Source organism: Colwellia sp. SU-HH00943 (genome assembly GCF_057546125.1).
The window spans coordinates 113,316-139,085 of record NZ_BAAJLW010000004.1 but is presented as its reverse complement, the minus strand read 5'-3'; the positions used below and the strand labels follow the sequence as shown (position 1 = coordinate 139,085).

The window sequence follows — 25,770 nt, the reverse complement described above, 5'->3', positions numbered from 1 at the left end:
TGCCTTAGTCGTTTAAATTGACTAAGAAATAATCGAATAGCAAATAATACGCAAATAATAATATTCAGAAGGTGACAATAAAATAAAAAATGCTTATACTGCTCGCCGTTTTACAATAGCTTTGTAAAACACTCTATAAATGGCCCCTTAGCTTCGTTTGTATTAGAGGTTAGAGCGCCGCGCGATATAATAGAAAATTTGGCCCCTTAGCTCAGTTGGTTAGAGCGCCCGACTCATAATCGGTAGGTCCTGTGTTCAAATCACAGAGGGGCCACCATTTTCACTCATTCATCGCTAAAGCATTTCTAACGTCTGTTAACCTATTATTAAAAATAACTTAAGTTCTAAATTAGTAAAGTAAATGCTGCTAATACATTGTAGCTGTTAGTAATTGCTCTAAGAAATAGCGGTACTTCGCATGAAGGTAGTATAAGCGCATGTGTACTCCATACGCTTTAGTCATAGTGAATCAGTCTTTTATATCAACAGCTTTACTTCATTAAAATATTTACTGAGCTAATTTTGATTGTAAATATTCTTGAGTGTTTTGATTGGCAGCAGAAACAAAACGCGCTTTAGTTGTTCTCGCAAAACCAATAGATACATTATCGTCTAGATAAACTAATAACAGGTTATCTTTAAACTCGAATTGAAGCTTTAACTTTTCACCTGCACCAGTTATTTCCACTTCATTTACTGGATAAGTTTCACCTTCATATTCAAAAGTTCCTACTATAACTGTATATTTTCCGTGATCAACTAAGGGGTTTATTCCTTTAGTTTTTATATCATTATCTCCACTTTCATCCGCAATACTTTGTGGAATGTAAAAGTATTCTTTGCCATTAGTAGCACTGGCAGATAACATAATTTCACTATTGGCTGATATTTTTAGCACTAGATTTTTAATTTCAAGTACGTCTCTTCCCATTGGGAATGAAAAAAGGGCGTTTTCAATGGGATATTTTGTTTCATCGTCAATTTCGTCATTCCAAAGCCAATAAGCATCGGCTTGCCAATAGCCAACAACGCGCTCTTGTATCGTTTGAGGGGTTAACTTTATATCTACGGTATTCTCACCTTGGATAATGTTGAGTGTTTGAGTGACTTTTTTATAGCCTTCTGCATTAACGGTTATTTGTTGCTGACCAATAGGTAAAGCGATACCAGCTTGATAGCTCGGTTTAATACCTAATAAGGTTATTTTAGCGTTTTCGGGAATTGTGTTAATGGTTAGTTGACCAACAGGTATGGGTTTTTTAATAAGATCAATATGGGTTGTTTGCCCGTTAACTTGGTTTACTAATACACTTTCAGTGATTGATTCATAGCCTTCTTTTTTGACATGGACCTGGTAAGTGCCATATTTAAGTTTGGTTGCTTGCCCTTGTTTTATATCACCAATGCCATCGATAGTAATTAAAGCATCACTAGGTGAGGTGGTTATCGTAAGTGGATGCATTGGCACCATTTTTACTTTGGGTGGCTCTTGGCTACTGGTAAACCAGCCTTGAGTAAAACCATAAATACTTGCTGCAATGATGACAGTTAAGGTTATTAAAAGGCTAATTAAGCCGGTTTTTGATTTTTTAATCGCAACTGATGTGTTGTTTGCATTACTGTGAGCATTGTTTGGCTCACGGTTTATTTTACGGGTACCATCATGATCTGGAGCAGGCTCAGGTTTTGTTTCAGGTGGTGTATCAAAGCTTGTTTTAGGCGAATCTTGTTGGCGGAGTAGTTGTTGAACAGCTACGACTGATTGAGGACGCTGTTTTGCTTTTAAGGTTAAACAAGCCTGTATAGTGTTGATAAGGGATTGACTGTAGTTGTTAGTTGGTAAAGGTTTAATAGGATCTGGTTCATCTTCATTTATTTCATGCTGACGATGACTACTGGTTTCAGGTTTTTCTCCCACAATAAGATGGTACATAACTGCACCAATAGCGTATAAATCAGTCCATGCACCTTGTCTACTTTTTGTGTTGTATTGCTCTGTAGGTGCATAGCCATCACTGACGATAGCACTCATGCTTTTAGATTTTTCACCTATACTTTGGCGCGCGGCACCAAAATCTATCAGCATAGGTTGGCCATTAGCTTTTAAATAAATGTTACCAGGCTTTATATCTCGATGTAGTAAGCCTGACTTGTGTACTTCTGCTAAACCATCAAGTAGAGGTTCTATTATTTCTCGAATTCGCCCTTCACTCATATTGCCATTGAAATGGATCTTTTTCAGGTGTTCATCGAGTGCTTCACCTTCAACATATTCCATTACTAAATAGGCTGTGCCATTAAGCTCGATAAAGGTATGTATTCTGACGATATTAGGGTGGCTAAATGTCGCTAAGGTTCTCGCTTCCTCTAAAAACTTTGTTAAACCATATTGATAATCTTCACTCACATTTGTGCGCGGCATAACTGTTTTGCTGTCTTGAGCACGCGCCGCTAAGTCGACGGGTAAAAACTCTTTAATAGCAACTAAACGATGTAAACGAGTATCTTCAGCTTTATAGGTGATACCAAACCCGCCTTCGCCAAGTACCTCTATTACTCTAAATTCAGCAATTTCATGCCCAGGAGGTAATTGATAATTTACTTCTTGCATTGATGTGCCTCTTTTATACGTTTTTTCGGAAATTTAAGTAGCTGATAACAAGAAGTCATGTGAAAGGAAAAACTGAAGCCTTTTACATCTTTGTATCAATTGAAAATAATATATTAACAGCGTTTTAAAATTGATAAAGCTAATTTATCAATGATTTATGTTTAGTTGTGGTTGGAGTAGTGAAGTGAAAAGCCGGATTTTTAAGACTTAAAACAAAAACGCACCAAAGTATTAGTTTGGTGCGTTTCAAAAATTAATATTTGTACTCAGGTTATTTTTTTCTTAGCTGTCTAAAGCCTAAGCCAGCTAATCCTAAAGCAAATATGGCGGTTGTTGTAGGCTCAGGAATAGGGGTAGAGTTGAGGGTAATAGTTGATTGCCTAAAGGTTGAATCCACATAGTCATCACCATCAAAAATGTAATCATTAAAGCTTTCAGACAAACCTATAGTCCATGCGCCTGCAATATTACTAGGACCATCTAATACATCGAAAGTACCAACATATGAATAGGTTCCCGATGAATTTGCCCAACCAAAATCTACACCAGTAAATAATTTACTAAAACCTGAATCGACATGCGTCAGTGATATTTCAGTTTCGCTACCCCATGATGCATTGAAGTGTTCGACATTAAGATCAAAAGAAATAGAGTCTAATGCACCAGTATCTGATTCGTTGTAGCTTATTTCATTTACTATGCCATTTGAGTCTTCACCAGTAATGTCAATTACCCCAGCGTGGGCTAAATTTGTATAACACCCTGCTGTTAGTAACAAGCTAGGTAATAAGGTTTTTAAAAACTTCTGTTTGATCATAATTGTACTTCCTAAGATGGGTTACATATCTTCTTTTAAACAAGCAATATTCAAGCCACACTTTAAAGGTCTTTGTTTTCAGCTAGTTACGTGTTATACCTTAATGTGAGTGTAAAAAAGTCAGACAACTAATATCTATATTTGTTGGGTTGTTATGTTTGATTTAATGATATCTGAATTGTTTGATTGTTTAATTGCCTCTTCGGCTTGCTTACTGCTTCTAATATGCCGAGAATCTTGCGTGTTAATATTGATTATTGGCTTTTTCTTATTGATTTTACACTCTACCCAATTTTGTTGTGCCATAGCCTCTAAAGCTTGAATACAAGCGCTAAATGTTAAACTCTGGCGAGCAGGCGGAATTTCTTTTGCTATTTTAGTTTTCAGTGCATTTAAAATAACAGAGATATCGGAAGTTTGTTTTAAAATTTGGATTATGGTTTGATAATAACCAACTTGGGGAAGTACATTTGTACCGCGCTTAATACAGGGAACTTGGATGATCCTGCCATTGACAAGGTTTCCTGCCATTGTTGATTTCGCACCTTTGGTGTTTAGCTTAAACTTGTTAAAACCAGAAATCTTCATTTGGGTTGAGCGATCATGTCGATCAAATTTAGTAAGTAACTGTCGCGTTGAGGTGATATCAAAAGAGCCAAATGTTGCTAAGCCTAATTGCTCTGTAGTAAAGCCCCCCTGACTTAGCCATTGCCATGCCTTTTCAGGGCTTAGTTGCAAGCCAGCTTCTTTTGCTATAGCAACACAGTTTTCTTTTAAGTCTGTAAAGCAACCATTGGCTGCATACCAATATTGAGCAAACTTGATATGTTGTTGAATATTATCCCGCGTTTTATCATTGTACCGCTCAGTAAGCCATTGTTTATCAAGTGAACCATGCTCTAACTCTAATATTGTGTAGGCGACTTCTTTTGCAGAACTATGAGCTAGACTCATTCCTGCGGCTAATATGGGGTCTGCAAATCCCGCGGCTTCGCCACAAATAAACCAATTATCGCCTGTTAACCTATCTGATAAATGAGACCAATCTTTTGTGATGCCAATATTGCCTTCTGGCTTAGCATTATCCAATAAACTGGCAATATCTTTTTGTTCTTTAATTGCTTCTAAGTAAAGAGATTTTGCCGACTTGCCTGTTTCTTTTAAATAGCTTGCTGGGCAAATTAATCCAATTGATGTGCGAGTCTCCCCTAATGGTATAAACCAAATCCAGCCATAAGGTAAACTTCTTACTTGAACTCGTGTTGCGCCTTGTCCTATTTCTAAGGCCCAATCTGCATTTTCCCAATAATCCCATACGGCAATATTACGTAATTCATTAGGTGCCCAACTTTCAATATCAAAAGTTCGTCTAAACAACCCTGAGACACCTGTCGCATCAACATAATATTTTGCTTTTACAATACTGTCGTCATTGAGCTGTACTCCAGTAATACTATCGCCATCGCGGAGTATGTTTTTTATGCGCGTATTTTCGTGTACCTCAGTACCTAATGATTCACTGTGACGTAATAAGATATTATCGTAGATAGCACGATCTACTTGGAATGCGGTATATTTACGTTGCCCTTCATAAGTTGATGGGCGTGGCTCATCTTGCCAATCTTCAACAGGATAAAAATCAAAATCCCATTTTTCATTGTCCTTCCCCCAAGTGTAGGACGCACCAATTTTTATAGGAAAATTTGCCGCTTCAACCTTTTCCCAAACGCCCATTTCATCCAATATGGGACTAATTGAGGGTAATTGACTTTCTCCTACGTGATCTCGAGGAAAGGTGTCTCTTTCAAATATTGTTACTGATAGTTCTGGTTTATATTTTTTTAATAATGAAGCAACAGTAGTTCCAGCAGGACCACCACCTATAATAATGACATCAAGCATTGAGTCTTCCATTAAATTTAAAGGTTATTTTAGCGCGTTTTCTATAGCTTACTATAGGATGATTGCCATTAATACCATAAATAAATTATATTATTTTTCAATTGCTTGTGAGTTTTTTGTTTGGTTTTAATCAAGTTTTTGGTGAAGAGTTTAGTTCTTGATTGGTGTTGCTATATTGTGGGTTAGAATTGCACAGGTAGAAGCTAGAAGGTTGTAGAACAATTAAAAAGAAATTATTCAGCTCACCCCTAAAACCAATCAGGATGACTAAGGAGTGAGCTTTATATTGGTTTACTAACTACTTTTTATAAGTCGCTACAACGTTTTCAACACGTTCATTTGCTTTTTGAGCATCTTCAGCAGCTTGCTCAGCAGCCATTTTAGCGGCTTTTACATCTTCTGTTATCTCTTTATGCTGAGACTGTAAGTCAGCAATATCAGTATTTAATGAATCTACTTTAGAAGATAACGAGTCTACTTTGTTAGTTAGGCTAGTAATGTTTCCTTCTAATTCATCTGTATTAGCACAAGCGGTTAATCCAAGCGCTAAAGTAATAATAAGTGATTTGTTGAGTAAGTTTTTATTTAACATAATGATATCCCTAGTGTTGTGGTTCACCGAGATTATGACACAGATAATGCACTTTTGACAAAGTTGTTACATATTTGTTAGTACTTTGGTTAAATTTCGTCTAAAGCGTTGCGTTTTGGTCATTTTATTTATTAACGTGTTCGACGAGTTCTTCCATTAATTTTCTTTTAATTTCAAGCTGTTGTTCAGGTTGTAAATCATACTTCAGTGCTAATACTTGATAATCGTCAGGTGCTAAACTAACTGTTAAGCGAGGTCGTTTAGGGCGTTTGTTGATGGGTAAGCCTAAAATGTCACGAATTTGATCTGATGGGCTTAACCCAGCTTCCAAAGCTTCTTTTCGAATAGATAACTGAATTTTTTCGTCCATATCAAAAGCTACTTGTACAGCTTTCATGGCTTTTACCGACGATTGCCACTTGTCAGGCATTTTTTTAGTCATAGTCTTCTCTCTATGGTCGAATGCTTAGCTTGCTGGGTACATATCAATAATGTCAGATGAGGGTCTAAATAACGTTAAAAACACTTCAGTATCGCCATCTTGCCATACTTCAACATCAATCCCTTTACTCTGATCTTGGTTATAAAGCTGATAAAGCTCAAAAGGTTCGCCACTGTCTTTACCTTCATAAGAGGATAAATTCTCGCTGCGGTGATCTTTTCGGTGGAAGTAGCCCACTTTAGCAAAGGTGCTTTGTTGGTACTCTTCATCACTCCACATGTTAGTGTGTGAGTTGTCTTGTTGGCGTGTTAAGAAAGCTTGGCCTGGTTCGTCGAAAACTTGTGAGAAGGCTTCTAGATCAAGCAAGGTTTCTATATCTTCATGCTCAAGTTTGATTGAAAATTTAAGCTCTGTGGTATCGTCAACTTCGAGTGATAAAAAGAGTATACGATCACTCGCCCCTTGAAGTGTCCATTCGATTTGATTGCTTTGTTCGAATTCATAGGTGTTTACAGCCGTTATTTGCAGCTGTTGATTTCTGAGATGTTCAGGTAATGCAAAACTATCAGTTAAGACAATAATATCACCTGCAAGTAACTCATTAACTTGAGTTAAGGTGCGCTGAGGTTGTTCAGTTTTGGAAAATATCTTTTTGAAAAAGCTCATTGTTGATACCGCTCTATAGTAAAAAGGTGACTAGCGCTTGCTAACCACCTTTAATAATATTTACTTTTGTTTTGCTTTAATTCTCTCTAATACTGAGTTGGCAGAGTTGTCTTGTGAGCCAATGCCAGCAGCTTTTAACTGAGCGGCTAGTGAAGAATCTGAATTTTCAGATTCTAATACTTCAGCAGCTTTCATTTTATCATCAAATTTTTGCTGCTTAGCTTTTATACGCTCTAGTGAATCTTTAGCGTTTAAAAGTTTAGAGTTACTTGATGAGAAGTTATCAGTAATTGCTGATGTTGCCTTTTGTACGCTTTCTGTGGTTTTTACCATAGATAATTGGCGTTTATGTTCAGCAACCTGTCGTTCGCTTTTCTTCACCAATTCTTTTAATCGGTCAGCATTGCCGGTATAGCTAGCAAGCGCATCTTGTTGGGTTGCTAGTTCACTTTCAAGGCTAGCAATTTTTTCTGCGACAGCTAAGGCGAGTGTTTCGTCACCTTTTTCTAATGCTTGTCCGGCATAACCTTCATGCTCAGTAATTTCGCGTTGTAAGCGATCAACTTCACGTTGTGCAGACATTTGCTCTGCCATTACACCTGTTAAATCACGTTTGGCTTTAGTTAAGTGATTTTCAGCATCGCGAATTTCTTGTTCAAAAATACGGGTGGCATTGGCGTCAATAATAGCTTCGCCTGCTTCAGAGGCACCGCCGCGAATTGCTGTCATAATTTTTTTAAATATACTCATTTTTTTCTCCTAATAAGGTGACATTGTGGCTAGTGTGTTGGCTTAAACTAGGTAGTCACTCATATCATCAATTACTTCAAGGGCATTGTTACTTAATACGGCTAATTCATGTTCAATATCACTAAAACTGGAGTTGATAGAGAGTGCACCAAAAATAACGTATTTATCGCCAATCTTTGAAAAAGATGATAGTGGCATTGGGATGTTCATCTCTAACATGCTTTCGTGCATAGCACTTATGCTGTCAGGTTTAACTTCATCGCTTCCCCAAAGGTAGCTAATACAAAGTATTTGATCTTCGGTTACCGAAACAAATACTGGTAGCTCTTCACGACCTAAAATAGTAATTTGCAGTACGTCAACTTCGCCTGATATTGGTTGGCAATCAAAGCTCATTCCTGTGTCTGAATTGTCAGCCAAGCTATTTAAGTGATCGGCTATAGTATGAATATTCATGTATTTCCTATCCTTTATTTCTAAACGAAAAGTATTTTAGATGACATATTATGTCTTCTAGGTTCAATTTAGCAGCTTGACATATTATGTCAAGCTTTTATTTGTTAGTTATTTTTACAAGGTTTATAGCTAGTTTAGCCCTTGTTGATCTTGCCAAGCTTTTTGATGGAGCTGATAGATAGTATGGCTGCCTAAAATATTTATGTTTATATTTTTTGCATCGTCATAAAAATTGTTAGGGAAAACAAAAGAAGCTTTAAGAATATCTAAATTTAGCCATTGATGTTTTACCGGCAATTTATCCAACTGCTTTAACCTATTTAAAGGGCTTAAACCCATTTTTGCGGCAATTGTCCAGCCCCACTCTCCAAAGCTTGGCACATTATCATGGTATTGTTCAACGTGAGCAAAATTAGCTGCGCTAAGCGTTTTGCCTATAGAAATAAAAGAGGGTTTAGCGTGATAAGGACTGGTTGATTGTATAGCTATTAAGCCATCACCTGACAAGAGTTGATTTAATCGAGCATAAAAATTTACAGAATAAAGTTTGTTTAAATCAGGGTGGCTAGGGTCTGGTAAATCGACAATGATCGCATCGAAAACTTTCCCTGTTTTTAGTAGTTCATTAATGGCGATAAAGGCATCTTCCCGGATGATGTTAACGCGCTTATCTTGCAAGCTTTGTTGGTTAATCCCTAATATTTGCGCGGCAAGTCTTGGCGGTAAGTGATCTTTAGGAAATTGAAAAATATCAATTAATTCACTGTCTAAATCAATTAAGGTAACATTTTTTGGATCATACATAAGTATGTCTCTTAGTGCTAAACCATCTCCACCACCAATAATTAAAATGTTGTCTTGACGAGCTGAGCCAGCCATTGCCGGCGCCACTAAGTAGTCATGATAAATATGTTCATCTAATGACGAAAACTGTAACCGGCCGTTAAGGTAAAAGTTAATTATACTGGCTTGTGGTATACCTGAAGTCACTCCCATGTGTCTTTCGGTAAAGGTTAGCTGCTGGTAGCGTGTTTTGTCGCTATAAACCACTTTATCTAAATACAGCAAGCTATTCATTTGGTTTAGCCATTGATTGCCGTGATTGAATATAATGACAACAACCACTGCAAGTACTATATGTAAACTCAAAAAGGTTTTGCGAAAGTTAAGCTTATGCCAGTAGCGCATAATGAAAAAGCTACCTGCCACTAAGTTAAGGCTAGCGGTTAAAGCCGCTGCTTTTGAAATATCGATACTTAATAAGAAAATAACCCAGATAGCAGCGCCTATGCCTGCACCAATATAATCAGCGCCATAAATAGTGCCTAAATTGTTGGCTAAGTGCTTACCGTGAACTTCTTCTCTAATTCGAGCGATTAACGGAATTTCCATACCGATAAAAAAGCCAAGCACTACACCAAAAAAGTAAGGACTATTGAAGGCTAACCAGCTTAATTGTTTGAATATGCCACCACGTGGCAGAACATCGGGAGGTAAAGCAAACGTGTCAGCAACAATCGTGGGTAATAGTTGAGTAAAAGCGATCAACGCACCAATAATTAAAATGGCACACGAGCCAAGCAGGGCAATAATGAGCTCTAAATAGACAAAACCATTATAAGCACAACGTACTTTGCGTGCTGCAAATGCCCCAAGGCCCATCGATACTATCATTAAGCCAATCATAGTGTAGATAGTGCTTTCCATAACGCCTAACACACGGCCAGCATAATGGGATAGTAAGTATTCGTAGATTAATCCACAGCCAGCCAAAACCGCCATGGTGAGAATTAATAAGCTATCATCGAGCAGATGATTTTTTTTGGCAAGTGAAGTGTTCAATAGATTTGGCTACTGTTTATGCGTGATGATAATAGACGAGCATGCATTTGTGTGCTTTTAAATATTGCACACAAATGCATGTAAAAATTCTCTAGTTATTTTAGGCCATTAGCGCTGTCAAAATCAGCGCAATAGCAATACTGGTAGCCATTTCAATACTGGCAACCCCAATATTATGTTGTTGGTCCACTTCTTCTACCAAGTTGATACCCCATAATACAATGCGTTTAGCTAGCGCGGTGAGAATGGCAACTAATAAAGTCATAATAACGCCAAACACTAGCCAACCAATAAGATTCATTACTAAGGTTTCAGGGCTATACACTAAAAAGTAACTAGCAGCAGTAACCGCCAGTGCCGTACTAATGACTTGGCCGCTATAACGAATAGCGAGAGCAAGTTGACCATTACTTAATGCTTCTTGTAAGCAGTCTTCTTGGTTATTTTTGGCATAAATTTTTTCACGAATACGTGTCACAATCACTAATACTGCTTGTGCAACAACAAAGCCACTAGTAATAGCGATAAAGGTGGCGAGGTCTAAACCGTCTACCCAAAGTAAAACCGCACGAATGATTATGGCAGTGGCGATGGCTCCAGCAGCATCAACAATACCTATGGTAAGGTTTTGATTTTTGATCAAGGCATTTTTATCTAAATGTTGTAAGGCAATTTTATCATGAATAATACGACCAACTTTAATCAGTAATAAGCCGTAAACCCCGTAAGCTAACATACCTATAATTTCCATTTGGTAGCTTTGGGCATTTTCACCGGTAATGGCACCTGTTAATACGATACCTAGCGCTAAAATACTGCCTGCAACGCTAACTCCAAAAGCGAAGTTATCTTTGTGGGCTAATTCTTCAGTACTATTAACTTGGCTACTGACCCCGATAAAATATCGCATAGCACCCAATAGTATGATGGCAATAGTGACATCAATCGCTAAAAAAATAAGTAACTCCTGATTAACACCGACGAGTTCAATTAATGTGTTCATATTTACTTTTTTCCTATCTCTTGTTACTTGCCGCGACGAAAGCTGCGTGAGGTATTGGTGTTAGAATTTCTAAAACTAGATGTTTTGCTAAATTTTGATTTATTGGCATAACTGCTTTTTTGAATATTGTTACTTCGAAAACGATTAGCGCTAGTTTGAGCTGTTTTACTCTGACCCGATAAACTTGAAGAGCCTGCACGATTTTTACTATACGGGCTGGTAAATTTTTGCCCGCGACTAGCAAATGACTTTTTAGTGCGAGTATCTAGTGCTGTTTGTTTTTTTAGCTGGTTAGGTGAGCTATAGCGAGTTCTGCCATAATCATTGTAATAACTATAATTTCTGCCCCTGCTCCAGTCGTTGTAATAAGTACGTCGACCGAACAAATCACCCATCATAGAATACATGCCGTACCATGCCCAAAAAGACATACCGTTGCTACCGGTTTGCCATTGACCATAACTTGGGTTACCAATGAGTTGCTCACCCGTACCAAAATCTTGCGCATTATTTGCTCTTTGGCTTTGTTCTTTTGAAAGGGCATTGATGCGAGGTAGTTCACCCTCTGACATATCTGCGAGGACATTTAACGGGTCGCTTAAGGCATCGGAATATAAAACCGGATCAGCCGCTTGATAAATATTTAGTAATTCATCATATAACGCTTGAGAAGAAGAGAACATTTGTGGCTGGGTTTTAGCGGTATTTACACGATCTAACAAGGCTAAATACATAGGGCCATTAATACTGGCATCTTTTCTAAATTCGTTGATTAAAGGCGCCAACTCAGGTTTTTTATTCGCTACTTTATCGGCATATTGCTGAATTAAATTGGCATTGCGAACTTGCCCTGAGGATAAAGCATTACCAAGCTGGTTTACTCTTTGCTCAGTTAGCGGTAATTGCTGCTGTACTTGCTCTTTAACAGGGTCGCCACAGCCAACAAGGACTAGTAAGGAGAAAACAGCAAACCAATTCATAAATCGGCGATAAAAAGGGGTTTTTAGCTTTTGCATTGCTGCTATCATCTCCTGAAGGTGCTAAATTAACAGTTAACATGCTTAATTGATATTAATAGCATTAATGACATATTATGTCTAATGGTTATTGGTAGCATTGATGTAGCTGTTTAGTCCCAAGCTATAAATATTGGCGCATCAAATGCTGTTTTAGATAAACACTTGGTTAACTAAGTAAAAGGATCGCTTGTGTCTTCTTCACCTCTGTCTCGTTTAGATGATAATGACTTACTAAAACAACAGCAATTAAAAAATTGGCAGCAATTTTCCCAACAACACCCTGAAAGTTATCAACAACTTAGTAGTCAGCAATTAGCACATTTTAAACTTGCTGTCTGTTTAAGTGATTTTATTTTACAAAGTGCTTTACAAGCGCCTGATTTAGTAGTTGAATTATTTGAAAGTAATCTTGTTTATCAACAATCTCTTCCTAATTACTATAAATTGCTCAGCGAGCAGTTAGCAGCGTGTCACGATGAGGTACAATTACACCGACTATTACGACGTTTTAGATTGCAGCACATGGTCAATATTGCTATTGCTGATTTGGTGTTGGATATAGAGTTAGACGCTTCCTTGGCGCGATTGTCAGCACTGGCTGATGCTTTAATATTGGCGAGTTTATCCTGGCTTAGCCAGTTTTGTGAAAATAAATGGGGTGTACCCACCAATGCAGAAGGCGAGGTTCAACCATTATTGGTTTATGGTATGGGCAAGCTTGGCGGCAAAGAACTTAACTTTTCATCAGACATAGATCTAATTTTTGTCTATCCTGAAAGTGGTGAAACGCAAGGTTGTCGACGAAGCCTTGATAATCAACAATATTTTACTCGTTTAGCGCAAAAGCTCATTACTTCACTGCACCAACATACTGCTGATGGTTTTGTTTATCGTGTTGATATGCGTTTGAGGCCCTTTGGTGAAAGTGGTCCACTCGTCTTAACCTTTAATGCCATGGAGGATTATTACCAAGAGCAAGGTCGTGATTGGGAACGCTATGCTATGTTAAAGGCACGTTTAATTGGTGAGGGGAAATATCACCAAAAACTGTCCACGTTATTGAGACCTTTTGTTTATCGTCGTTATATCGATTTTAGTGCTATTGATAGTTTACGCCGAATGAAAATGATGATTTCACAAGAAGTCAGACGTAAGCAGCTGGTGAATAACATTAAACTTGGCGCTGGCGGTATCCGTGAAATTGAGTTTATTGTTCAGGTTTTTCAGCTTATTCGTGGTGGTCGAGTTAAAGCATTACAACAGCGAAGTTTATTAACCGTATTGCCAGAGCTGGTTATTGCAGGAGAAATTCAAGAGCATACCAAGCAGATACTGGAAAACGCCTATCGTTTTCTACGTCGAGTGGAAAATATCATCCAAGCCTTGGCGGATCAGCAAACGCAAACCTTACCAGATGATGAACTCGATAAGCAGCGTATTCTCTATGTACTTGGTTTTGATAGCTGGTCTGAGTTTATGCAAGTGTTAGAAGATCACATGAACAGTGTTCACATGCAATTTGAGCAACTTATTGGTGCAGAGTCTCCTAATCATCAAGCAGTCGATGAGCATTGGAGTACTTTATGGCACAGTCGTTGGAGTGATGAAGAGTCTATTGCTTGGCTTGAACAAGATGATCACGGCGTTCATAGCTGGAACAGTGAAAAAGTATGGCACTTGTTGGCTGATTTTCGAGCGGATGTCACAAAACGTAGTATTGGTAACCGAGGTCGCCAAGTACTAGACAAACTTATTCCTCAGCTGATTTGTCATATTCAGAAAGCGAAGCAAGCTGAATTTGTACTTGAGCGAGTACTCCATGTTTTTAAAAAAATCGTCACGCGCACTGCTTATTTAGAGCTGTTATTTGAAAATGATGGCGCATTAAAACAGCTTATTCAATTATGCCAAGCTAGTCGCTGGGTAACCGAATACATTGCCAAATATCCAATACTTTTAGACGAGTTAATTGATCCTAAACTATTACGAAATTCCCCTAAACTATCTAGTTATGCTGTTGAATTACGTGAAAATATGTTGCGTATACCTGAAGAGGACTTAGAAGCGCAAATGGATGCTTTGCGATTATTTAAGCAAGCGCAACAATTACGTATTGCCGCCGCTGAAATTGCTCAGGTACTTGATGTTGATCAAGTCAGTAATCATTTAACTGCTTTGGCGGAAGCGATAGTTGCTGAAGTCATCAACTTAGCTTGGCAACAGGTCAGTGCTCGCTTTGGCGTACCAACATCAACTTTAGGTGGTGATGATAAAGGTTTTGGGGTTATAGCTTACGGAAAAACTGGTGGAAGTGAGCTCAGCTATGGCTCAGATCTTGATTTGGTTTTTGTTCATCATAGTACACAAGATGATATGACAACAGGCTTGGCCAATGGCGATAAGTCTGTATCGGCAACTCAGTTTTATATTAAGTTAGCGCAACGTATTATGCATATTTTTAATACGCGCATGAACAGTGGTATTTTGTATGAGTTGGATATGAGGCTTAGACCTTCGGGTAATTCGGGAGTGCTTGTTACCCATATTAATACCTTCGGGGAATACCAACAACAAGATGCTTGGACATGGGAACATCAAGCCCTCGTTCGAGCTCGTCTTATTTTTGGAAATGACACACTAAGACAGGAATTTTCCGCGATACGTTTGCAGGTTTTACAACAAGAAAGAGACGTAGAACAGCTTAAGGTTGACGTAGCTAAAATGCGAGAAAAAATGCGTAATCATCTTGATAAGTCGACGAATGAACTCATGGATATAAAGCAAGGACAGGGAGGCTTAGTTGATATTGAGTTTTTAGTCCAATATTGGGTGTTATCTCATAGCTATAAAGATAAAGCACTCGCAAAATACAGTGACAATATAGGAATTCTTAAACAGCTTAGCTCGTTAGAGATTATATCAACAGATGAGCAAGCAATGTTAACTACAAGTTATCAACAACTGAGAAGCTTTTCTCATCAAGCTACCTTACAAGCTGAAGACTTGTTGATATCAAAGACATCACTGGCGACTCGAGATAATATCATCTCACTTTGGCGACAAAACTTAGGCTAGATTTGTTGGTGCTTACTTATTTTGAATGCTATTAATATCTTGCTTTTGGAGCTAAAGGAATACATTCCTCGTCAAGGTAAGTAGGTGCTTCATTGATAAACACTAAGGTGCGTTGGCGATAACAAAAATAGCTGACTATGCCTTCAGAAAAGTGTCCTGAAACAGCTTCTCCTACTTGATAAGCTGTTTTGAGGATATCTTTTTCGATACGGAAGGGGTCTTTCACAATAAAATCTCTGTTTAGCCACCAAATAACTTCTAAACCATCTTCAGCCGCATATTCGGCTAACTTTTGATAAAGGGTTTCTTTTTTTCTAAAAGGACGTGAAGCTGTCGTACCATGCCAAGTTTTACGGTAGGGGCGGACAACCATTTCTCTCGCTTGTAAAATTTTGACTAAATCGCCTTCAGGCTCGGGTAAGAAAATAATGTTATTGCGTATTTTGGGGCCGTCATCATCCATACCGCTACCATAGATCTTAGCGTAAAAATTTGACAAGCCTTCAGCGGCAGCATTGTCTAATTTTCTACCTTGCTGATATTTGAGTTCTGGCTTACTGCTTGTTTCAGCTGGAGCAGGCGCAGGTTGAGTGTTTGATGAATTATCTAATGACAGTAAATAATCTTGATTAGCAAAAAAAGCCCATGCTAAGCCAATCAAGAAAATTGCTAAAATAATATTTCGAATCCAAAAACCCATAATGTTCTATATAACCTATAAAATTTATATTTTCTCGCCCGTTAGCTTAGTTATATCATATTTTTTTATTTATACAATGATGGTGCATCAGGATCAGGACGTGTTTTAAACCGTCTATGCAGCCACATATATTGCTCTGGTTTTTGAGCAATGGCTTTTTCTAGTTCTTGGTTAACACGAATTAAATCGGCTTCATCATCTTTCGTAGGGAAGTTTTCTAAAGGAGGTAGTATTTCCAGTGTATAACCGCTGTCATCATCATTTCTGGTTGGGATGATCACCATAGTGTCTACATTTTTCTGTCGGGCGAAAATGAGTGTGCCAGTTGTTGTTGCAGCATCTTTTACACCAAAAAAGGGAACAAACAAACTTCGGTTTCTGCCGTAATCTTGATCAGGTAAATAAATACAGGCTTCGCCGTCTTTTAGTGCTTGAATGAGTCCTTTTACATCACGTTTTCCTAACATGTATTTATTAGATCTTCCTCGGCCTCTAAATTGAAAGTACTCCATTAAAGGATTGTTATGAGGGCGATAAAAAACCACCATAGGATGGCCGTAACCAACACCACGCGCATTCATTTCAACACTTAAATAATGCATGGCAAGTAACAAAACACCTTTGCCTTGCGCTTGTGCCTTTTCAACATGCTCAACACCGAGCACTTTAACTTTGCGCTTTACACGCCAGTTTGGCCACCACCAGCCCATGCCTGTTTCAAGTAAGGCAATGCCGGTATTTTCGAAGTTTTTTTTCAGAATGCGTTGACGCTCTTCCACACTCATCTCTGGAAAGCAAAGTTTTAGATTAGTATCAGCCACATGTTTTCTTTTTGAACCTATTTTAAACAGTAGTCGGCCAATGATACGTCCTAACATTAATTGCCACTTATAAGGTAACCAAGAAATACTGTAGAGAATTAAAACGCCAAGCCAAGTAAGCCAATACTTAGGTAATAAAAATGACAATTTAAAGTTGGGTTGTAAAACTTTATTTCTGCTCACTATTGCTTCTCAAATGATATCGAAAGATTAGGCTGGGGCTGATTATACCTAAGTTGCCTTTAATTAGTATAACTTGTGTTAACAAAGCTAAGTTTGACGTAGAATAACGCCAGATTTTTATGAGGGTGTGTTTATAAAATGACAAGTAGCAATGCAACAACACTGAAAAATGAAGAAGTTGAATTAATTATCGGCAATTCTAATTCAAATTTTTCAGGTGTTACTTCTACTATGTTGCAGGTATTGTCTGAGCAACAAAAGCTTATCAATTTACGGGTGATGGGAAAACATCATTTGCCCGATCAGTCACTTAATATTAGCTTTTGGCAAGTGGTTAAAATGTGTCGTAAACCATTGTCAGATGGCCGTTTTCGTATTTTTCATGCTCGTCGTGTTGATGAAATGATCCAAGCGTTAATACTAAGGTATGTTTTTGGCGCAAAAATTAAAATTATTTTCAGCTCTGCTGCTCAGCGAAAGCGTTCAGGATCAACTAAATGGTTAACGGATAAAATGGATGCGGTATTAGCTATGTGTAATGCCTCAGCTAGTTATTTACATAAAGCACCTGACGCTATTATTTATCATGGTGTTAAAACAGATGTTTATGTGCCACCTGAAGATAAAAATACAGCATGGCAAGCTTTGTCTTTATTACCAGAGTCAGTTAATCCTCAACAATACGGTATTGCTATTTTAGGACGTGTTAGAAAACAAAAAGGGGTTCACCTTTTCGTTGAGTCCTGCATAGAAATACTCGATAAGCATCCTGATTTTACTGCCGTTGTTGTTGGCGCGATTAGTAGCAGTAATGAAAGTTTTGTAAAAGAGCTGCAAGATAAAGTTGCTCAAGCTAATTTAACCGATCGTATTATTTTCGCTGGAGAGCAAGACTTTGCTGATATTCCTAAAATATTTAGCGCTTTATCGCTTGTTGTTGCGCTAAGTGACAATGAAGGTTTTGGGTTAACTGTTTTAGAAGCAATGAGCAGTGGCGCAGCCGTACTTGCTAGTGAGGCTGGGGCGTGGCCAGAAGTGGTGCAAGAAGGTGAGCATGGTTACGTCGTTCCAGTGAATGATTTGCCTGCTGTTATTGAAAAAATGGATTTATTGTTGAGTGACCCTCAAAAACTTGCCCAAATGGGCGTGAAAGGCAGAGAGCATGTATTACAGCATTACTCGGTACAGCGAGAAGCTAAACAACTGGTTGAGTTTTATCAAACCTTAATGTAACCCGTTAATAACTATAAATGATTATAAAGAAAGGCACCTGATTAGGTGCCTTTCTTATTTTTAGCTATGTTTTTTAACTCTATCGGTAATCGTTAATTAGCGGGCATTAAACCTGCATTGATAGCAGTAATATCTTCATCGGTAATCGTCCCACCTGCGCGTTTTAACAATAATACATTTTGTATGTATGCATAGCGGGTTGATGATAAGTTACGTTTAGCATTGTATAAGTTTCGTGTGCTATCAAGAACATCAACAATAGTACGTGTACCTACTTCAAAACCAGCTTCTGTGGCTTCTAATGCTTTTTCCGCACTTAAAACTGATTGTTCAAAGGCTTTAATACCTGAAATTGTAGCAACAACCGTATTGTATGCATTACGTGTAGTACGTACTACGGTACGGTGTGTTTGCATTAAGTCTTGGCTTGCCAAAACAAAGCGATTTTGTGCTTGACGCACGCTACTTTGTGTTGCACCACCTGAGTAAAGAGGTACATTTAAAGTGATACCCACTGAGTAGTCATTTAATGCTGGTGCATCAACATTGCCAAGTGGCCCGTCAGTTTCACCATCACTGCTATTGTATGAAGCGCCGAAGTCTAATGTAGGGTAATGTCCAGCTCTAGCAGCTTTAATGGTTTGTTGTGCCACTTCAATACCAACTTTTGCAGCGATTAAATCTAAATTTTTAGCTTCAGCGGCTTTTTGCCATTCATCAGCGCTATTTGGATTAGGACTAGTTGTACTAAATCTGTCAGTGTTAAGTACAAAAACATTTTTAGGGTAGACATTGGTGATAACACGTAATTCTTCTTCGGCGTTAAAAATAGCATTTTCAGAACGAATTTGTTCTGTTACGGCATTATCATATTGTGCTTGAGCTTCATGTACATCAGTGATGGCTGTTAAACCAACTGAAAAGCGTTGTTTAGTTTGTTCAAGTTGACGTGCTATCGCTGCTTTTTCAGCTTTTGCAAACACAAGATCATCTTTAGCACTTAATAACGCAAAATAGGCTTGTGTTACTCGAACAATCAGATCTTGTTTCGCTACTTGATAAACTAAGTCGCTTTGGTGCGCTGATTTCTTGGCAATATCTAAGGTTAACCAGCTATCGTGATGATAAAGCTGCATATTTAAACTGGCGCCATACCCTAAATTGTTAAACTCAGTGGTGGTAGTTTGTCCTAATGTATAGGCTTCTCTTTCCCCGTCGGTGTAACTTGCGCTTGCATTTATTTGTGGTAATAACACTGCGCGAGCTTGTTCTATATCTTCTTCAACAATTTTATATTGCGCTTGTGCTTTTAAAACGACAGTATCGCTTAACAATGCTTGTTGATAAACCGTGAGTAAATCATCTGCTTGTGCATTTACACTTACTGTACTTGCTATTGCTATAAGTAGAGTGCTTAATGTTTTTTTCATGAGTAAGGTATTCCTTGGTACTAATGTTCAGGTGTTGCGCATTTTTATTATAAAATGGTTATTAAAATCTATTATTGCTATTTTAATGCAACATCCTACATCGATTTTTAAATTAACCAAATAAAATAAGTGTTTACTAGTGTAACAAATTATTTTTAAAAAGAGAGTATTTATGAAGAATACTGAAATATTACAATTTTCAAAAACTGATACCCATATTTTGGCATTGGAAAATAAGTATCAAGGCTTTTTTAAATTAAACGAATATAAAGTCAGTCATAAGCTATATTCTGGTGGCTCAAGCCAAGTGTTTACTCGCGAAGTTTTTGAGCGGGGCGATGCTGTGGTTGTGATCCTTTATGATGCCGAAAAAGATAAAGTTTTATTATTGGAGCAATTTAGAGCAGGCGCTATTAGAGCAGGTGACACTCCTTGGATGTTAGAGTTTGTTGCAGGTATGTTTGATGAAGATGAAACCCCAATAGAGGTTGCTATTCGTGAAACGAAAGAAGAAGCCAATATTGATATTACGGCAGAATCTTTATCGCCTGTGATGAAGTACCTTTCTAGCCCTGGCGGTATGAGTGAGTGCATTCATTTGTATTTGGCTAAATTTGATAGTAATCAGGTTGTTAGCGGTAGTGTCTTTGGTTTAGTAGAGGAAAATGAAGATATTTTGTTACACTTGGTTTCACGTAAAGAGGCGTTGGCATTATTAGCGGAAGGTAAAATTAGTAACGCTTCAACGATAATTGGCTTACAATGGTTAGCATTAAATTATCAACATTTGTAGTTTGTTTAATCAACCATATAAGGCCGTTAAATAGTGAGCTTTTTTCCTGATAGTAAAGTAAAGCGTAAAAAAGGCTATCAACCTAACCTGGTTAGTTTGATGTCTTTGTGTGCGAATAATTACTTTTTACTACTAAAAGTACAGGCAGAGCAAACTCAATTAGGCGAACAGCGTCGATTTTTTATCAATGAACATTTAGCTTATAAAGTAACAGTGAATGAAGTGACCCGATACACATCACTGATTACCTTTGAGCAGGAGTCTGTTAAAACAACGTGCTCAAATACGGCTAGGTTATCTAGCGTATTCCATCCTCGTATGATTATTCGCTTGTATCATGATGCACGAATGGCGGAAGTTATCAGCAGTCAAGATATCCACCAAGTAAAACCCCGTTACGATTACCCGAATAAAAAAATGCACCAACAAGACGAAAAGCAGCAAATAAATCAGTTTCTTAACGAGTGGCTACACTTATGTTTGGATATGGGGCAAGTAAAAGTGCCTTTATCCATAAATAATTAACTAAAACAAGACTTAAATAAAAACCAAATGAAGAAAACCATGAATATTGCTAAGCCATTAGTGGTAGCTCAATTCAGTGACTGCCACTTGTTTTCTGATGTAGATGGCTTGCATCATGGTGCGAATGTTTATCAGCACTTACAACAGGTATTAACTAGCATAGCTGGCAAACCAGAGATAGATGTTGTTATTTTTACTGGTGACTTAAGCCAAGATCATTCTGAACAGTCTTATCGTCATTTTGCTCAGCTTATTCAACAAGCAAAGCTGAAAAAAGCAGTTTTCTTTTTAGCGGGAAACCATGATGAGCCGCAATTACTGACCAAGTACTTAACGTCTCCTTTATTTAACTCTGCTAAAGTGATTGATACTACCGAATGGCAAATACATTTACTCAATAGCAAAAGTGACACGCCAGCGGGGCAGGTGAGGGCTGAGGAGCTTGCAACGCTCAAAAACACTATGGATAAAAACAAATATCAACTGCTGATGATGCATCATCACCCTATTGATGTCGGTTATTTTATTGATAGGCATGGTTTAACAAATCAAGACGAATTTTGGCAAGCTATCAACGAATTACAACAAGCTGATTTTCACATTAATGCACTTGCATGCGGTCATGTTCATCAAGGTAAATTTATTGCTAAATTTTCTTCACGAGCAGAGCAAAGTGTTGATTTATATACTTGTCCAGCCACTTCTATCGCTTTTGACCCAAGTAAATCCACTGTTAGCTCATTAAATGTGCCACCTAGCTACCGGTTATTTCAGCTGTTTGCTGACGGTAAACTTGATAGTGAAATAGTGACAATTTAACTGATAACCTAAACAATTAATGCGGTTTGTTATATCTCGCCACAAACTTAGGGTTAAAACGACCAATACCTGTGTCTTTGTAAAATTGAGCTTGTCGTGTTCTTCCCACGGCAATCACTCTGAAGGTATCTTTATAGGTTGCTAACACCTCACATTCTGTCCCGTTAACATAGACAGTCATACCAACTTTCACATCAGTAAAATCATCATAATGAGTTGCTTTTAAAGATGACAGTAACTCTTTATAGAGGGTGTTGATTTTTTGCATAATCATAGTATTTCCCCCTCTATCAGGGTGATAGCGATTAGCAAGTTTACGGTAATTCCCTTTAAGTTCTGCGACAGTTTTAGCGTTGGTTAAGCTGTTCATAATGACCCCTTAGCTATTTATTGTGTTGTTAGTTTATCTAGTATTGTTTTGCTCACTTGTTCCACACTTTGTTGAAGTGATACTTGTCTTTTTAGCGTTTTTTTAAAGTGAGAAATTCTATTAGAAACAGAGGCATAATGACCAATACTGAAAGCTTTAGCGATTTCCTTTAAGGTCATATTGGTATGCAGCTGACATAAAAACATTGCCATGTTTCTAGCATTGCTATCGTTGGCGTGCCCGTATTGCGCTTTTAGTATTCGTGATTTAGGTAGCTGAAAAGCTTTGGCGGTGCAGTTAACAATTTCGTTGATACTTTCGTTGAGCTTTAACCTAGAAAACGCACAGCATTCCACTGAACTATTTTCAAGTAAATGTTGATATTGTCGCCTAAAAGCATAGCTACCAATAATGGCGGGTAAGTGTTGTTTGTTTACTAATGTTGCAACTGAACTTGGAATCCGTGTTTGTAGAAATTCTGGGTAAGATATATTGGGGTGTAAAATGTCTAATTGTTGATATAGCTGATGAGTTACTGGAAATTTTTCATCAGTGTGTTGGCAATAATGTTCGTAACTTGAACTGACAATTGGTTGGTGTTCAAGCGAGTTAAGTTTAAATAACTGATGAATAAATAAAGACACCCACAAGGGAATGTTTGTTGGCTCAAGCAAACTTGATTGATAACGCCCTTTAAATAACGAGCCGTTAAGTTGATATTTTTTGTTATAGCTTTGGGTGTAAATGCCACTGAGCTGTCGCATAAAACGCGCTAAATTTGTTTGGCTAATATGTAGTAAGAGGTGAAATTCACCCGATAACAAAGTGTAGCTATGACAATCAATAGAATATCTTTGGCAGTTCTCTATTAATAACTGGAGAAACAGTGTTTTATCTGAAGTATCCTTAAAGACATTAACGCCTTTCCTACCGTAATTTCTTACGTAGTAATAATTATCAGCTTCTTCAATTCTTAATGGTCTGCTCATAAATTAACCATATCAGCTTTAACATTGAATACAAGACCTGACCTAAATATTTTAATGGTTGTTTTTGTCTCAATAGTGATAAACTCTAGCTAAGTGCTATCACAATTATTCTCGGTAAAATGTCAGTAAATATATTATATATTCATGGATTTAACTCATCTCCTTTATCTGTTAAAGCAGAGCAAACAAAAGCATTTATCGCATCAAAATACCCTGAAATAAATTTTTATTGCCCGCAGCTTGAGAACTCCCCTAAAGCGGCTATTTCACAATTAGAAGCTATTATTGAAAGTAAAAGCGCTGACAGCATTTGGTTGTTAATAGGGTCATCACTAGGTGGCTATTTTTCGCATTATCTTGCCAATAAATATCAAGCTTTGGCGGTGTTGGTAAACCCTGCTGTTAAGCCTTATGAATTGCTAGAAGATTATATTGGCCAACAGGAAAACCCTTACACTGGAATTACGTATCAAGTCACCTCAAGTTACATGGATGATCTAAGGGAGATTGAGGTCAAGGCACCAAAAATTGATAGCAGAGAAAAAAATAATTACCTAGTTATGGTACAAACAGGTGATGAAGTGTTAGATTATCAACAAGCTGTTGAAAAGTACCAGCACTGTCAGCTTGTTGTAGAGCAGGGAGGCGATCATAGTTTTATCGACTTCGACAGTAAACTACCCATAATTGCTGAATTTTTCCAACTTGCAAGCACAACAAAAATAACAACTATTTGACAATAAAAACATATACAAAGAAACAACACCATGACTGATCAATATAATTCAGACTCCATTGAAGTACTAAGTGGCTTAGATCCCGTTCGTCATCGCCCAGGCATGTATACCGATACAAGTCGACCTAACCATCTTGGTCAGGAAGTTATCGATAACTCAGTAGATGAAGCGTTAGCAGGGCATGCACAAAATATATTAGTGGTGTTAGATAAAGATCAATCTTTGGAAATTGTTGATGATGGCCGAGGAATGCCAACCGATATTCATCCTGAAGAAGGGGTTTCAGGGGTTGAACTGATTTTTTGTAAACTGCATGCTGGCGGTAAGTTCTCTAATAAAAACTATCAGTTTTCAGGTGGCTTGCATGGTGTAGGTATTTCAGTCGTCAATGCTTTATCAACGCGTGTTGATGTTACTGTAAAAAGAGACAGCAAAGTCTATGAAATGGCTTTTGAAAATGGTGAGAAGGTAGAGGAGTTAACGGAAACAGGTACTGTTGGAAAACGTAACACAGGTACCCGCGTTAAGTTTTGGCCTGATGCTAGCTATTTTGACTCAGCAAAGTTTTCAGTTAAACGTTTAACACATTTATTAAAAGCTAAAGCCGTTTTATGTCCCGGTCTTACCATAAAGTTTCATGACAAAATAGAAAATCAAAAGTATCAATGGTGTTATGAAGACGGCTTAACTGATTATTTAAAAGAATCAGTAAAAGATTATGTTAGCTTGCCAGAGCAACCTTTTATTGGCACGTTTTCAGCTCAAAATGAAGCAGCAGATTGGGCGGTTACTTGGCTTCCTGAAGGTGGTGAAGGTATCGGTGAAAGCTATGTAAATTTGATCCCAACTATTGCAGGTGGTACGCATGTCAATGGTTTGCGCCAAGGTTTACTTGAATCAATGCGTGAATTTTGTGAGTTTCGAAACCTGATCCCACGTGGTGTTAAGTTAACACCTGACGATGTTTGGGATAAGTGTAGCTATATTCTGTCGATTAAAATGCAAGATCCACAGTTTGCTGGACAAACTAAAGAGCGATTATCTTCACGTCAATGTGCTGCTTTTGTAACAGGGGTGGTGAAAGATGCTTTTAGTTTATGGCTTAATGAGCACACTGAAATTGCTGAAGCGTTAGCGGAATTTTGTATCAGTAATGCACAAAAACGTATGCGAGCCAGTAAAAAAGTCGTTCGCAAAAAAATTACTCAAGGCCCAGCATTACCCGGAAAGTTAACTGATTGTGGCAGTCAGGACTTATCTCGCACAGAATTGTTTTTAGTGGAAGGTGACTCTGCTGGTGGTAGTGCCAAACAAGCACGAGATCGTGAAACACAAGCGATAATGCCATTACGTGGAAAAATATTGAACACGTGGGAAGTTGATTCAGGGCAAATACTTGCATCGCAAGAAGTACATGATATCTCTGTTGCCTTAGGGATTGATCCAGACAGTGATGATTTGTCAGAATTACGCTACGGTAAAATTTGTATTTTAGCCGATGCTGACTCTGATGGATTACATATTGCCACCTTGTTATGTGCATTATTCACCCAGCATTTCTTACCGTTAGTTCAAGCAGGTCATGTTTATGTAGCTATGCCGCCACTTTATCGGATTGATGTTGGCAAAGAAGTTTTCTACGCGTTAGATGAAGCAGAAAAAGACGGTGTACTCGATAGAATTGAAGCAGAGAAAAAGCGTGGCAAAGTTAATGTTCAACGCTTTAAAGGCTTGGGTGAAATGAACCCGCTACAGCTAAGAGAAACCACCATGGATGTTAACACCCGTCGCTTAGTACAGTTGACCGCTATTGATGAAGAGCATGGTGAGACTATTGAAGTGATGGACATGTTACTTTCGAAAAAGCGCTCAGGTGATCGCAAAGAGTGGTTGCAAACCAAAGGTGATATGGCTGTTGTTTAACTTATGTAACGTAAATCATTACCTGTCAATACTTCTCGTTATAAATCATAGGGAATTATTCTCATACATCCC

The 25,770-nt window shown here is 37.9% G+C and carries 23 protein-coding genes and 1 tRNA gene; 8 read left to right on the top strand and 16 right to left on the bottom strand.

Going from position 1 to position 25,770, the window contains the following annotated elements:
* Positions 1–200: 200 nt before the first annotated feature.
* Positions 201–277: transfer RNA gene (locus tag AC27GZ_RS12260), tRNA-Ile, on the top strand.
* Between the two features lie 231 nt (positions 278–508).
* On the opposite strand, the gene AC27GZ_RS12255 is transcribed toward AC27GZ_RS12260, so the two are convergent.
* The 11 genes from AC27GZ_RS12255 to AC27GZ_RS12205 form a co-directional block, all read right to left on the bottom strand.
* Positions 509–2,611, bottom strand: coding sequence for a protein kinase domain-containing protein (locus AC27GZ_RS12255; RefSeq protein ID WP_487095451.1), 2,103 nt, complete (start codon positions 2,609–2,611; stop codon positions 509–511).
* A gap of 271 nt (positions 2,612–2,882) precedes the next feature.
* The gene (locus AC27GZ_RS12250) at positions 2,883–3,428 is read right to left on the bottom strand and encodes a PEP-CTERM sorting domain-containing protein (RefSeq protein ID WP_487095449.1); all 546 of its coding nucleotides are present in this window, start codon (positions 3,426–3,428) and stop codon (positions 2,883–2,885) included.
* Between the two features lie 135 nt (positions 3,429–3,563).
* A complete protein-coding gene (locus AC27GZ_RS12245) occupies positions 3,564–5,330 on the bottom strand; it encodes an NAD(P)/FAD-dependent oxidoreductase (RefSeq protein ID WP_487095448.1) in 1,767 nt (588 codons plus the stop codon).
* 298 nt (positions 5,331–5,628) lie between these two features.
* On the bottom strand, positions 5,629–5,922 hold the full coding sequence (locus AC27GZ_RS12240) for an Lpp/OprI family alanine-zipper lipoprotein (RefSeq protein WP_487095446.1): 294 nt from the start codon (positions 5,920–5,922) through the stop codon (positions 5,629–5,631).
* A 124-nt stretch (positions 5,923–6,046) separates the two neighbouring features.
* Entirely contained in the window at positions 6,047–6,364 is a 318-nt protein-coding gene (locus AC27GZ_RS12235; RefSeq protein ID WP_487095444.1) for a hypothetical protein, read from the bottom strand.
* 24 nt (positions 6,365–6,388) lie between these two features.
* Complete coding sequence (locus AC27GZ_RS12230) at positions 6,389–7,030, bottom strand: hypothetical protein (RefSeq protein ID WP_487095442.1); 642 nt, start codon at positions 7,028–7,030, stop codon at positions 6,389–6,391.
* A 60-nt stretch (positions 7,031–7,090) separates the two neighbouring features.
* The gene (locus AC27GZ_RS12225; protein WP_487095441.1) at positions 7,091–7,780 is read right to left on the bottom strand and encodes a PspA/IM30 family protein; all 690 of its coding nucleotides are present in this window, start codon (positions 7,778–7,780) and stop codon (positions 7,091–7,093) included.
* A gap of 42 nt (positions 7,781–7,822) precedes the next feature.
* Positions 7,823–8,236 carry a YjfI family protein gene (locus AC27GZ_RS12220; protein ID WP_487095439.1) on the bottom strand — a complete coding sequence of 138 codons (414 nt, stop codon included), beginning with the start codon at positions 8,234–8,236 and terminating at the stop codon, positions 7,823–7,825.
* Positions 8,237–8,365: 129 nt separating this feature from the next.
* Complete coding sequence (locus AC27GZ_RS12215) at positions 8,366–10,078, bottom strand: polyamine aminopropyltransferase (protein WP_487095437.1); 1,713 nt, start codon at positions 10,076–10,078, stop codon at positions 8,366–8,368.
* A 100-nt stretch (positions 10,079–10,178) separates the two neighbouring features.
* Complete coding sequence (locus AC27GZ_RS12210; RefSeq protein ID WP_487095435.1) at positions 10,179–11,081, bottom strand: DUF350 domain-containing protein; 903 nt, start codon at positions 11,079–11,081, stop codon at positions 10,179–10,181.
* A 23-nt stretch (positions 11,082–11,104) separates the two neighbouring features.
* Positions 11,105–12,097, bottom strand: coding sequence for a hypothetical protein (locus AC27GZ_RS12205; protein WP_487095434.1), 993 nt, complete (start codon positions 12,095–12,097; stop codon positions 11,105–11,107).
* Between the two features lie 192 nt (positions 12,098–12,289).
* Between AC27GZ_RS12205 and glnE the strand changes: the two genes are divergently transcribed.
* A complete protein-coding gene (gene glnE, locus AC27GZ_RS12200; protein WP_487095432.1) occupies positions 12,290–15,175 on the top strand; it encodes a bifunctional [glutamate--ammonia ligase]-adenylyl-L-tyrosine phosphorylase/[glutamate--ammonia-ligase] adenylyltransferase in 2,886 nt (961 codons plus the stop codon).
* 31 nt (positions 15,176–15,206) lie between these two features.
* On the opposite strand, the gene AC27GZ_RS12195 is transcribed toward glnE, so the two are convergent.
* Both AC27GZ_RS12195 and lpxL read right to left on the bottom strand, forming a co-directional pair.
* Positions 15,207–15,875 carry a TcpQ domain-containing protein gene (locus tag AC27GZ_RS12195; RefSeq protein WP_487095431.1) on the bottom strand — a complete coding sequence of 223 codons (669 nt, stop codon included), beginning with the start codon at positions 15,873–15,875 and terminating at the stop codon, positions 15,207–15,209.
* A 65-nt stretch (positions 15,876–15,940) separates the two neighbouring features.
* A complete protein-coding gene (gene lpxL / locus AC27GZ_RS12190) occupies positions 15,941–16,879 on the bottom strand; it encodes an LpxL/LpxP family Kdo(2)-lipid IV(A) lauroyl/palmitoleoyl acyltransferase (RefSeq protein WP_487095429.1) in 939 nt (312 codons plus the stop codon).
* Positions 16,880–17,017: 138 nt separating this feature from the next.
* Between lpxL and AC27GZ_RS12185 the strand changes: the two genes are divergently transcribed.
* Complete coding sequence (locus AC27GZ_RS12185; RefSeq protein ID WP_487095427.1) at positions 17,018–18,112, top strand: glycosyltransferase family 4 protein; 1,095 nt, start codon at positions 17,018–17,020, stop codon at positions 18,110–18,112.
* Between the two features lie 92 nt (positions 18,113–18,204).
* On the opposite strand, the gene tolC is transcribed toward AC27GZ_RS12185, so the two are convergent.
* On the bottom strand, positions 18,205–19,542 hold the full coding sequence (tolC, locus tag AC27GZ_RS12180; protein WP_487095425.1) for an outer membrane channel protein TolC: 1,338 nt from the start codon (positions 19,540–19,542) through the stop codon (positions 18,205–18,207).
* A gap of 172 nt (positions 19,543–19,714) precedes the next feature.
* Between tolC and AC27GZ_RS12175 the strand changes: the two genes are divergently transcribed.
* From AC27GZ_RS12175 to AC27GZ_RS12165, 3 genes are read left to right on the top strand one after another with little or no spacing between them, the layout of a single operon-like run.
* Positions 19,715–20,335: an NUDIX domain-containing protein gene (locus AC27GZ_RS12175; protein ID WP_487095423.1), complete on the top strand. Its 621-nt coding sequence runs from the start codon at positions 19,715–19,717 to the stop codon at positions 20,333–20,335.
* Between the two features lie 33 nt (positions 20,336–20,368).
* Positions 20,369–20,860 (top strand): DUF1249 domain-containing protein, encoded by a 492-nt coding sequence (locus tag AC27GZ_RS12170; protein ID WP_487095422.1) that lies wholly within the window; start codon positions 20,369–20,371, stop codon positions 20,858–20,860.
* A 39-nt stretch (positions 20,861–20,899) separates the two neighbouring features.
* Positions 20,900–21,679 (top strand): metallophosphoesterase, encoded by a 780-nt coding sequence (locus AC27GZ_RS12165; RefSeq protein WP_487095420.1) that lies wholly within the window; start codon positions 20,900–20,902, stop codon positions 21,677–21,679.
* A gap of 16 nt (positions 21,680–21,695) precedes the next feature.
* Here AC27GZ_RS12165 and AC27GZ_RS12160 read toward each other — a convergent pair whose 3' ends face one another.
* Together AC27GZ_RS12160 and AC27GZ_RS12155 are read right to left on the bottom strand one after the other, a co-directional pair.
* A complete protein-coding gene (locus tag AC27GZ_RS12160) occupies positions 21,696–22,049 on the bottom strand; it encodes a DnaJ domain-containing protein (protein ID WP_487095419.1) in 354 nt (117 codons plus the stop codon).
* Between the two features lie 17 nt (positions 22,050–22,066).
* Positions 22,067–23,038: a helix-turn-helix domain-containing protein gene (locus tag AC27GZ_RS12155; RefSeq protein WP_487095417.1), complete on the bottom strand. Its 972-nt coding sequence runs from the start codon at positions 23,036–23,038 to the stop codon at positions 22,067–22,069.
* A 119-nt stretch (positions 23,039–23,157) separates the two neighbouring features.
* Between AC27GZ_RS12155 and AC27GZ_RS12150 the strand changes: the two genes are divergently transcribed.
* Together AC27GZ_RS12150 and parE are read left to right on the top strand one after the other, a co-directional pair.
* Entirely contained in the window at positions 23,158–23,775 is a 618-nt protein-coding gene (locus AC27GZ_RS12150) for a YqiA/YcfP family alpha/beta fold hydrolase (protein WP_487095416.1), read from the top strand.
* A gap of 30 nt (positions 23,776–23,805) precedes the next feature.
* Positions 23,806–25,698, top strand: coding sequence for a DNA topoisomerase IV subunit B (parE, locus tag AC27GZ_RS12145; RefSeq protein WP_487095415.1), 1,893 nt, complete (start codon positions 23,806–23,808; stop codon positions 25,696–25,698).
* The last annotated feature ends 72 nt before the right edge of the window (positions 25,699–25,770 follow it).

What these genes read in the sequence shown, in the direction of transcription:
- AC27GZ_RS12255 (WP_487095451.1), bottom strand. Translation starts at nt 2,611, where the DNA reads ATGCAAGAAGTAAATTATCAATTACCTCCTGGGCATGAAATTGCTGAA.
- AC27GZ_RS12250 (WP_487095449.1), bottom strand. Translation starts at nt 3,428, where the DNA reads ATGATCAAACAGAAGTTTTTAAAAACCTTATTACCTAGCTTGTTACTA.
- AC27GZ_RS12245 (WP_487095448.1), bottom strand. Translation starts at nt 5,330, where the DNA reads ATGCTTGATGTCATTATTATAGGTGGTGGTCCTGCTGGAACTACTGTT.
- AC27GZ_RS12240 (WP_487095446.1), bottom strand. Translation starts at nt 5,922, where the DNA reads ATGTTAAATAAAAACTTACTCAACAAATCACTTATTATTACTTTAGCG.
- AC27GZ_RS12235 (WP_487095444.1), bottom strand. Translation starts at nt 6,364, where the DNA reads ATGACTAAAAAAATGCCTGACAAGTGGCAATCGTCGGTAAAAGCCATG.
- AC27GZ_RS12230 (WP_487095442.1), bottom strand. Translation starts at nt 7,030, where the DNA reads ATGAGCTTTTTCAAAAAGATATTTTCCAAAACTGAACAACCTCAGCGC.
- AC27GZ_RS12225 (WP_487095441.1), bottom strand. Translation starts at nt 7,780, where the DNA reads ATGAGTATATTTAAAAAAATTATGACAGCAATTCGCGGCGGTGCCTCT.
- AC27GZ_RS12220 (WP_487095439.1), bottom strand. Translation starts at nt 8,236, where the DNA reads ATGAATATTCATACTATAGCCGATCACTTAAATAGCTTGGCTGACAAT.
- AC27GZ_RS12210 (WP_487095435.1), bottom strand. Translation starts at nt 11,081, where the DNA reads ATGAACACATTAATTGAACTCGTCGGTGTTAATCAGGAGTTACTTATT.
- AC27GZ_RS12205 (WP_487095434.1), bottom strand. Translation starts at nt 12,097, where the DNA reads ATGCAAAAGCTAAAAACCCCTTTTTATCGCCGATTTATGAATTGGTTT.
- AC27GZ_RS12195 (WP_487095431.1), bottom strand. Translation starts at nt 15,875, where the DNA reads ATGGGTTTTTGGATTCGAAATATTATTTTAGCAATTTTCTTGATTGGC.
- AC27GZ_RS12185 (WP_487095427.1), top strand. Translation starts at nt 17,018, where the DNA reads ATGACAAGTAGCAATGCAACAACACTGAAAAATGAAGAAGTTGAATTA.
- tolC (WP_487095425.1), bottom strand. Translation starts at nt 19,542, where the DNA reads ATGAAAAAAACATTAAGCACTCTACTTATAGCAATAGCAAGTACAGTA.
- AC27GZ_RS12175 (WP_487095423.1), top strand. Translation starts at nt 19,715, where the DNA reads ATGAAGAATACTGAAATATTACAATTTTCAAAAACTGATACCCATATT.
- AC27GZ_RS12165 (WP_487095420.1), top strand. Translation starts at nt 20,900, where the DNA reads ATGAATATTGCTAAGCCATTAGTGGTAGCTCAATTCAGTGACTGCCAC.
- AC27GZ_RS12160 (WP_487095419.1), bottom strand. Translation starts at nt 22,049, where the DNA reads ATGAACAGCTTAACCAACGCTAAAACTGTCGCAGAACTTAAAGGGAAT.
- AC27GZ_RS12155 (WP_487095417.1), bottom strand. Translation starts at nt 23,038, where the DNA reads ATGAGCAGACCATTAAGAATTGAAGAAGCTGATAATTATTACTACGTA.
- AC27GZ_RS12150 (WP_487095416.1), top strand. Translation starts at nt 23,158, where the DNA reads ATGTCAGTAAATATATTATATATTCATGGATTTAACTCATCTCCTTTA.
- parE (WP_487095415.1), top strand. Translation starts at nt 23,806, where the DNA reads ATGACTGATCAATATAATTCAGACTCCATTGAAGTACTAAGTGGCTTA.